This is a genomic window from Cetobacterium sp., from assembly GCF_048470075.1.
Classification (GTDB): Bacteria; Fusobacteriota; Fusobacteriia; order Fusobacteriales; family Fusobacteriaceae; genus Cetobacterium_A.
Genome location: NZ_DBGBQB010000315.1, coordinates 1 through 7,568, shown reverse-complemented (window position 1 = coordinate 7,568; position 7,568 = coordinate 1). Strand labels below are relative to the sequence as shown.

Here is a 7,568-nt window from a genome sequence, read left to right as displayed (position 1 = left end):
TAGGGCAACTATTATATCTTTTCAAAGTCAAGCTATAGCGCTAGGAGCTATTCTTTTCTATGGTTTTTCAAGTATGTTAAGTTTTTTATCTGTTGTTTTAATCTATATAAAATAAAAGCCTTAAAATAATTTAAAAAGCTGGTGAGAGAATAGATTCGCTTATTTCTCTACCAGCTTTAATTTTAAATTTATTATTTTCCTGTCATTCTCTTTAAAGCATTTGCAACAAATTCAACTTGAGTTCCAACTATAATTTGAACAGAAGTCTTACTTGGCTTTAATACTCCAGCAACTCCTAATTTTTTAATCTCCGCATCATTAACTAAAGAGCTATCTTTTACATCAAGTCTTAATCTTGTGATACAGTTGTCAACAGTTACTAAGTTATCTGCTCCACCTAAAAGTGGTAACATTTTTTCAGCTAACTCATCATTTGTTGAAGCTTTAGATGATTCACTTTCCTCTTCAGAAGGGTCTGCTTCCTCTCTTCCAGGAGTTTTAAGATTAAATCTTGTAATGATAAAGTAGAATATAAAATAATATAGGAAGAAGAATACAATACCTTGTATTACTAACATATACCATTTTGTAGCCAATGGGTTTCTAGATGATAATAACATATCTATTAGACCTGCTGAGAATCCAAATCCAGCAATCCAGTGCATAGTAGCAGCTATAAATAGAGATATTCCTGTTAGTATAGCATGAACTAAATATAATCCTGGTGCAACGAACATAAATGCAAACTCTAATGGCTCTGTAACTCCTGTTAAGAAAGTTGCAAATCCAGCAGCAATCATGATAGATTTAATCTTATCTTTGTTTTCAGGCTTAGCTGTTCTTACAAAAGCAACTGCAGCTCCTAAAAGACCAAACATCATAATTGGGAAGAATCCAGCTTGGTACATTCCTGTAACTCCTGGGATTCCTGTTCCATTTGCAATAGACTGAGCTCCACCTAGGAATTTAGGAATATCGTTAATTCCAGCAACGTCAAACCAGAATACAGAGTTTAAAGCGTGGTGTAATCCTACTGGAATTAAAAGTCTGTTTAAGAATCCATAGATTCCTGCTCCAGCAGCTCCCATTCCACTGATTCCCTCTCCAAAACTAACAAGTGAATCATAGATTGTTGGCCATACATACATTAAAATAAATGCAACTATAATCATAACAAATGATGTAATAATTGGCACTAATCTCTTTCCACTGAAGAATGATAGAGCTTTTGGTAACTCAACATCACTAAATCTGTTATATAGAGCTGAAGAGATAACTCCAACTAAGATACCTATAAATTGGTTATTTATCTTACTAAAACCAATAGGTACATTGTCTATCTTCATAATCTGACCAACAGCTCCAGGTGATAGTAGTGTAGTGATTACTAAGAATCCTACTAAACCTGTTAAAGCAGCAGAACCATTTTTGTCCTTAGACATTCCAAAAGCAACACCCACAGCAAAAAGTATAGGCATTTGATCAATTATCGCAGCCCCTGACTTAATAAAAAATGCAGCTATAGCGCTGTTTCCTCCCCAACCAGTTGGGTCTATAAAGTAACCTAATCCAAGTAAAATCGCTGCAGCTGGTAAAACTGCAACTGGAACCATTAGTGCTTTACCAATTTTTTGTAAATAACTAAACATTTTCCCCTCCTAAACACATTTAATTTTGAAATTTTGTTTCGTGTATATTTTATAACAAAAGAATTATTGTGTCAAGTACAATTCATATTTTTATAGAACACATTAGCTTTATTATAGACATTACAAATTCTTCTTTACTTTATTCAAAAATATGGTATAATGTTAAAGTATTAATTGGATAAATAGGTGATGGAGTTCACCATTAAACGCGAAAGCTAATGACTCCTACTCTTTTTTAAGGGTAGGAGTCTTTTTTATTTTAAGGAGGAAAGATATGAATTACTTTATTGTTTTACTTTTTTTTATTTTTTTAGCATTTTACTCAAACTGTATAGGAAAAATCTTTGAAAAAATCAAATTTCCATCTTTAATAGGAATGATGGTTGCAGGAGTTATAATAGGACCATATGGTCTTAATAAAACACCAGAGTTAGCTCTTAAAATAGCACCTATACTAAAGGACATAGCTTTGATAATTGTCCTATTTATAGGGGGCTTGGGAATAGGAGCAGATCAAATAAAAAAAATTGGTCGTCCTGCAATATTATTAAGTATTATTCCAGCGACTTTAGAGGGATTTGCGATCGCTTATTTATCAACTATTTTCTTAAACTTCACCTTTATTCAAGGTGCTATTTTAGGTTTTATTATAGCTGCAGTTAGTCCGGCAGTTTTAATACCATCAATGGTAAGTTTAATAGATAAAAATGTTGGACAAAAAAAATCTATTCCACAACTTCTATTAGTTGGTGCATCTGCAGATGACACTATAGCTATAACACTATTCACATCTTTTTTAGCAATCTACTTTCAAAAATTAGATGGTGGAACTTTTGATTTTAAAATGCAATTGATTCTTATTCCGCTTTCTATTATAGCCAGTTTATTTATTGGATGGATAGTTGGATTAGTAGGAAAATATAGCTACTTAAAAATAAAGAATAGTGGTTTAAAAATTATAACTATTTTCTTTATCTGCTTAATTCTTAGAGGTATAGAGAATAGGTTCCATTTTTCTCTATATAACTCACTTTTAACTATAATGTCTTTAGGATTTTTTATTCGTTACTATCAAGGTGAAAAATATAAAGAGGTTCACAGTGGAATGAATGAGATTTGGAAATATGGAAAAATATATCTATTTACTTTTGTAGGAATGGCTATAAATCCTGGATTAGTTGGAGGTTACTTCTTTATTGGAGCAACAATTTTAGCCTACTCCTTAACTATTAGATCACTTGGGGTTTTAATCTCTTTAATTGGAACAGATTTAACATACAAAGAAAGGCTATTTTGTATCATTGCATATCTCCCAAAAGCCACTGTTCAGTCTGCAAAGGCGGGAATTCCACTTCAAATGGGAGTTGTGGGTGGAGAAATTATGCAAGCTATCGCAATCTTGAGTGTTTTAATAACAGCTCCTTTAGGAGCTATTGGAATTAACTCTACATATAGGAAACTTCTAAAAAATTCTTAAAAAAATAAAATAAAAAAAGGAAAAATAGGATTTGAAAGTATATATAAGTAGCTGCTTTTATTTTACAAAAATTTATATTTTGAGGTGATTTAATATGATTGAGTTTAAAAAAGTTACAAAATCTTATGATAAAAGAACACTTGTTTTAAAAAATATAGATTTCAAAATAAAAACTGGAGAGTTTGTTGTTTTAATTGGTGAGTCAGGGTGCGGGAAAACAACAACTATGAAACTTATTAATAGACTTATAGATCCGTCCAGTGGAGTTATACTTATAGATGGAGAGGATATTAGTAGAGTTAATCCAATAACACTCAGAAGAAGAATAGGGTATGTTATACAAAAAGAGGGGCTCATGCCACATATGACTATAGGTGAAAATATTGAATTAGTCCCTAAACTCCTAAAATGGGATAGGGAAAAAAGAAAAGAACGAGCATATGAGTTGTTAAATCTTTTAAATCTTGATCCTGAAATATACTATGAAAAATATCCACATGAGGTATCTGGTGGACAAAAACAAAGAGTAGGTATAGCTAGAGCTTTAGCTACAAACCCAGATATAATTTTAATGGATGAGCCTTTTTCTGCATTGGACCCTATAACTAGGGAAAGTATTCAAGATGAAGTTTTAAAATTACAAAAAGAGTTGGGTAAAACTATTATATTTGTTACCCATGATATGGATGAGGCTATTAAACTTGGGGAAAGAATAGCTTTTTTAAAAGATGGAGAGATTTTACAATTTGATACTCCTGATGAGATTTTAAAAAGACCAGCTTCAGAGTATATAGAGCAATTTATTGGGAAAGATAGAATTTGGAAAACCCCTAAAAAACTTCTTGTTTCAGATATAATGTCCAAACACTATTGGACAATAGAGAAAAGAAGCAATATTTCAAGAGCTTTTAATCTTTTAAAAACTCATGATATAGACTTCCTTATTGTTACTGAAACAGAGGGAGGGCGGCACACAGAACCCCTTGGTATAATTTTTAGAAAAAATTTAATATATGCAATGGAAAATAACATATTGAGAGTTAGAGATATTATGGATAAGGATTTTACTACCATAGATAAAGATAGCAATCTGCTACATGTACTAAATAAGATGTCCAGTATAAAGGCAAAGGTTGTCCCTGTTGTTGATGAAAAAAATAGATTGACCGGAGTTATAACAAACTTGGGATTGGTAAATGCTATTAGTAAAATAGCTCCGTCCTCTGAAACAGAGGAAGTCTCACCTGATATGGGTGATGCTGTATGAACTCATTTATAAGATATTTTATTGAGAAACTTCCAGAGGTCTACATAGCCCTTATGCAACACATTCAGATAACTGGTCTAGCTGTAATTATTGCAATAGTAATAGGTGTTCCCATTGGAATTTTTATAATTAGAAGTGAAAGACTATCCAAAATAGTATTAACTGTGGCTGGAATCTTTCAAACAATTCCAAGTTTAGCCCTATTTGGACTTATTATTCCCATTATGGGAATAGGTATAAAACCAGCTGTATTTGTACTTTTTTTATACTCCCTATTACCTATAATAACAAATACATATATAGGGATAAAGGGTGTGGATAAATCAACAATTCAAGCTGCAATAGGTATGGGAATGACCAATTTTCAAGTTTTATTAAAGGTGAAATTACCAATTGCTGTTGCTGTTATAATGGGTGGAATTAGAATCTCTACAGTGGCGACAATAGGAACAGCTACAATTGCCGCATTAATTGGTGCTGGTGGTTTAGGAGAGCTTATCTTTAGAGGAATCTCTACAAGTAATAACAATCTGGTTTTAACAGGTGCTATTCCCACTGCAATATTGGCATTTGTAGCTAACTATATCCTGGGAATATTAGAAAAAGTTCTAACTCCAGGAGGAATGCTAGCTAACCCTAAAGAGAAAAAAAGAAATATATTTATTGCGAAAATTATACTTGCAATTTTACTCTTAGGAATTGGGTATAAAATATATGAAAATAGTAAGGAAAAAGATGTTCCAACTGTTGTTGTTGGTCATAAAAACTATACTGAGCAGAGAATTTTGGGTATTATGATGTCTCAGGTAATAGAGGCAAAAACTCCATATAAAGTAAAAACAGTGGAACTTGGAACAGGTACAGTTATTTTTGAAGCTATAAAAAGTGGAGATATTGATGTGTACCCAGAGTATACTGGAGTGGCATATGCTGCTTATTTAGGAAAGAAAGAGAAAGCAGATGCTAAAACAATATTTGATATTATAAAATCAGAATACTTAGCAGACCATAATTTAGATATTAGAGAGCCTATGGGATTTGAAAATACCTATGCTTTTACTATGAAACCAGAGGTAGCTCAAAAATATGGAATAAAAACTATAAGCGATTTGAAAAAATATGCTAATAACATGATTCTAAGCGGTCCTCATGAGTTTATGGAAAGAGAGGATGGACTACTAGGAATACAAAAAGCCTATAATATCAAATTTAAAGGTATCCTATCTATGGATCAAGGATTAGTTATCAACTCATTGGTATCTGATAAGATTGAAGTTGCTTTAGTCTATTCAACAGATGGACTAATTGCTAAACACAAGTTACTTCTTTTAGAGGATGATTTGAAGTTTTTCCCACCATATGAGGTTGTGGTTACTATGAGAAAAGGGTATGAAAATACAAATGGTGATGTCATAGAGGCATTGGATTCTCTTGTGGGAGCTCTAAATGAAACAGAGATGCAGGAGTTAAATTTGATGGCAATTGAAAGTGATGAGCCTATTGAAAAAATAATTAATAGATTCCTTATAGATAAAGGGATTATTGAAAAATAAAAGGATAAAAGAAAGCTGAAGAATCCAATATTCTTCAGCTTTTGTAATTTTATTCACTCTGATATCTAATTAAATTTTTTATAAGAAAATAAAGTATCCCAATAGAGGTAAAGTTAAAACCAATACAGGAATATTTAACTCTTTATATCTTCCAGTTAATACCTTTATAATAACATGAGATATAATACCCATACTCATTCCAGAAGCCATATTATCTGTAAACACAGTAAACATAATTGTTATAACCGCTGGTACAAACTCAGTCATATCATCCATATCAATAAACTTTATACTTGTCATCATAAGGATTCCAATAAAGATTAAAGCTGGAGCTGTTGCAGCTGAAGGTATTATGTAAACAATAGGTGTTAAGAAAATAGTAAATATAAAACAAATCCCCGTTGAGATTGCAGTTAAACCTGTTCTTCCTCCCTCTTCAACTCCTGCTGCTGACTCTAAAAATGTTGTTATTGTTGTAGAACCAAATAATGCTCCAACAATAGTTGCTATTGAGTCAACTAAAAAAGGTTTATCAACTTCAGGTAAGTTACCATTCTCATCTAAAAGCCCAGCTTGAGCTGATACTCCCAATAAAGTTCCCAGAGTACAGAAGAAATCTCCTACGAAAAATGTGAATATTAAAGGTAAAAATGCAAATTTTAATGCTCCCATTATATCAAGTTTAAATGCTATACTAGATATTGATGGTGGCATAGAGAAAAAGCTCTCAGGTATCTGAGTTATACCCATAGGAATCCCAAGTAGTGTAGTAATTACTATACCAATTAAAACTCCACCTTTAACTTTATTTAAAACAAGTGCAATTGTAATAAAAAGTCCGATTAAAGATAATATAGTATTTGGATTATAAATGCTACCCATAGATATCGTTCCATTTGAAATTGTCATTATCTGACCATTTTTAAATCCTACCATAGCTATAAAAAATCCAACAGCTACTCCTATAGCAAACTTTAGATTTTTAGGAATTGCTTCCACAATAAGACCCCTCAGCCCAAAAACTGTTAGAACTAAAAACCCTATTCCAGATAAAAAAACCATTCCCATAGCTACCTGCCAATTAACCATTCCTCCAGCAACTAGGGTATAAGCAAAAAATGCATTTCCTCCCATAGCTGGTGCCATAGCAAAAGGTCTGTTTGTATATAGACCCATAACAATAGAAAAGGCAGCTGATAGTAGAGCAGTTACTATTGTAACAGCTTTAACATCCATTCCAGCGGCACTCATAAATAGTGGTTGTACAATTAAAATGTATGCCATTGTCATGAAAGTTGTAATTCCAGCAGTTATCTCTGTTGAAATTGTAGTGTTATAGTGGCTAAGTTGAAAGTAAGAATCAATAGCCCCTAGCACACCATTATTCTTTTGTTTAATGTTCTCCATTACTCCTCCTAATAATAAGCCATTTACGGTGACTTGTAGAAACTCCTAACCATATTTTAGGATTATATCAGTGATAAAAATACAGACCATTGTACTATAATTCACAAATTTTGTCAACTTTTTTGTTTTTTGGCTTTTAGATTATAAAAAATACAAATTATAAAGTTGAATTTCTCTCTCTATTTTTATAATAAATTATTGATATTTGAAAATAA

5 protein-coding genes and 2 riboswitches are annotated in these 7,568 nt (G+C 31.9%); of the genes, 3 read left to right on the top strand and 2 right to left on the bottom strand.

The window, feature by feature from the left end:
* Positions 1–191: 191 nt before the first annotated feature.
* Positions 192–1,649 carry an N-acetylglucosamine-specific PTS transporter subunit IIBC gene (nagE, locus tag ACMOUI_RS10940; RefSeq protein WP_418965730.1) on the bottom strand — a complete coding sequence of 486 codons (1,458 nt, stop codon included), beginning with the start codon at positions 1,647–1,649 and terminating at the stop codon, positions 192–194.
* Positions 1,650–1,825: 176 nt separating this feature from the next.
* Positions 1,826–1,884: riboswitch (Fluoride riboswitch) on the top strand.
* A gap of 39 nt (positions 1,885–1,923) precedes the next feature.
* On the opposite strand from nagE, the gene ACMOUI_RS10935 reads away from it, so the two are divergent.
* The 3 genes from ACMOUI_RS10935 (at position 1,924) to ACMOUI_RS10925 (ending at position 5,946) form a co-directional block, all read left to right on the top strand.
* Positions 1,924–3,126 (top strand): cation:proton antiporter, encoded by a 1,203-nt coding sequence (locus ACMOUI_RS10935; RefSeq protein WP_418965729.1) that lies wholly within the window; start codon positions 1,924–1,926, stop codon positions 3,124–3,126.
* Positions 3,127–3,220: 94 nt separating this feature from the next.
* Entirely contained in the window at positions 3,221–4,393 is a 1,173-nt protein-coding gene (locus ACMOUI_RS10930) for a betaine/proline/choline family ABC transporter ATP-binding protein (protein WP_418965728.1), read from the top strand.
* Positions 4,390–5,946: a glycine betaine ABC transporter substrate-binding protein gene (locus ACMOUI_RS10925; RefSeq protein WP_418965727.1), complete on the top strand. Its 1,557-nt coding sequence runs from the start codon at positions 4,390–4,392 to the stop codon at positions 5,944–5,946. Before ACMOUI_RS10930 ends, ACMOUI_RS10925 begins: the two co-directional genes overlap by 4 nt.
* A gap of 78 nt (positions 5,947–6,024) precedes the next feature.
* Here ACMOUI_RS10925 and ACMOUI_RS10920 read toward each other — a convergent pair whose 3' ends face one another.
* Complete coding sequence (locus ACMOUI_RS10920) at positions 6,025–7,353, bottom strand: NCS2 family permease (RefSeq protein WP_418965726.1); 1,329 nt, start codon at positions 7,351–7,353, stop codon at positions 6,025–6,027.
* A riboswitch (purine riboswitch) is annotated at positions 7,346–7,443 on the bottom strand. It overlaps the preceding gene by 8 nt.
* Positions 7,444–7,568 lie beyond the last annotated feature (125 nt).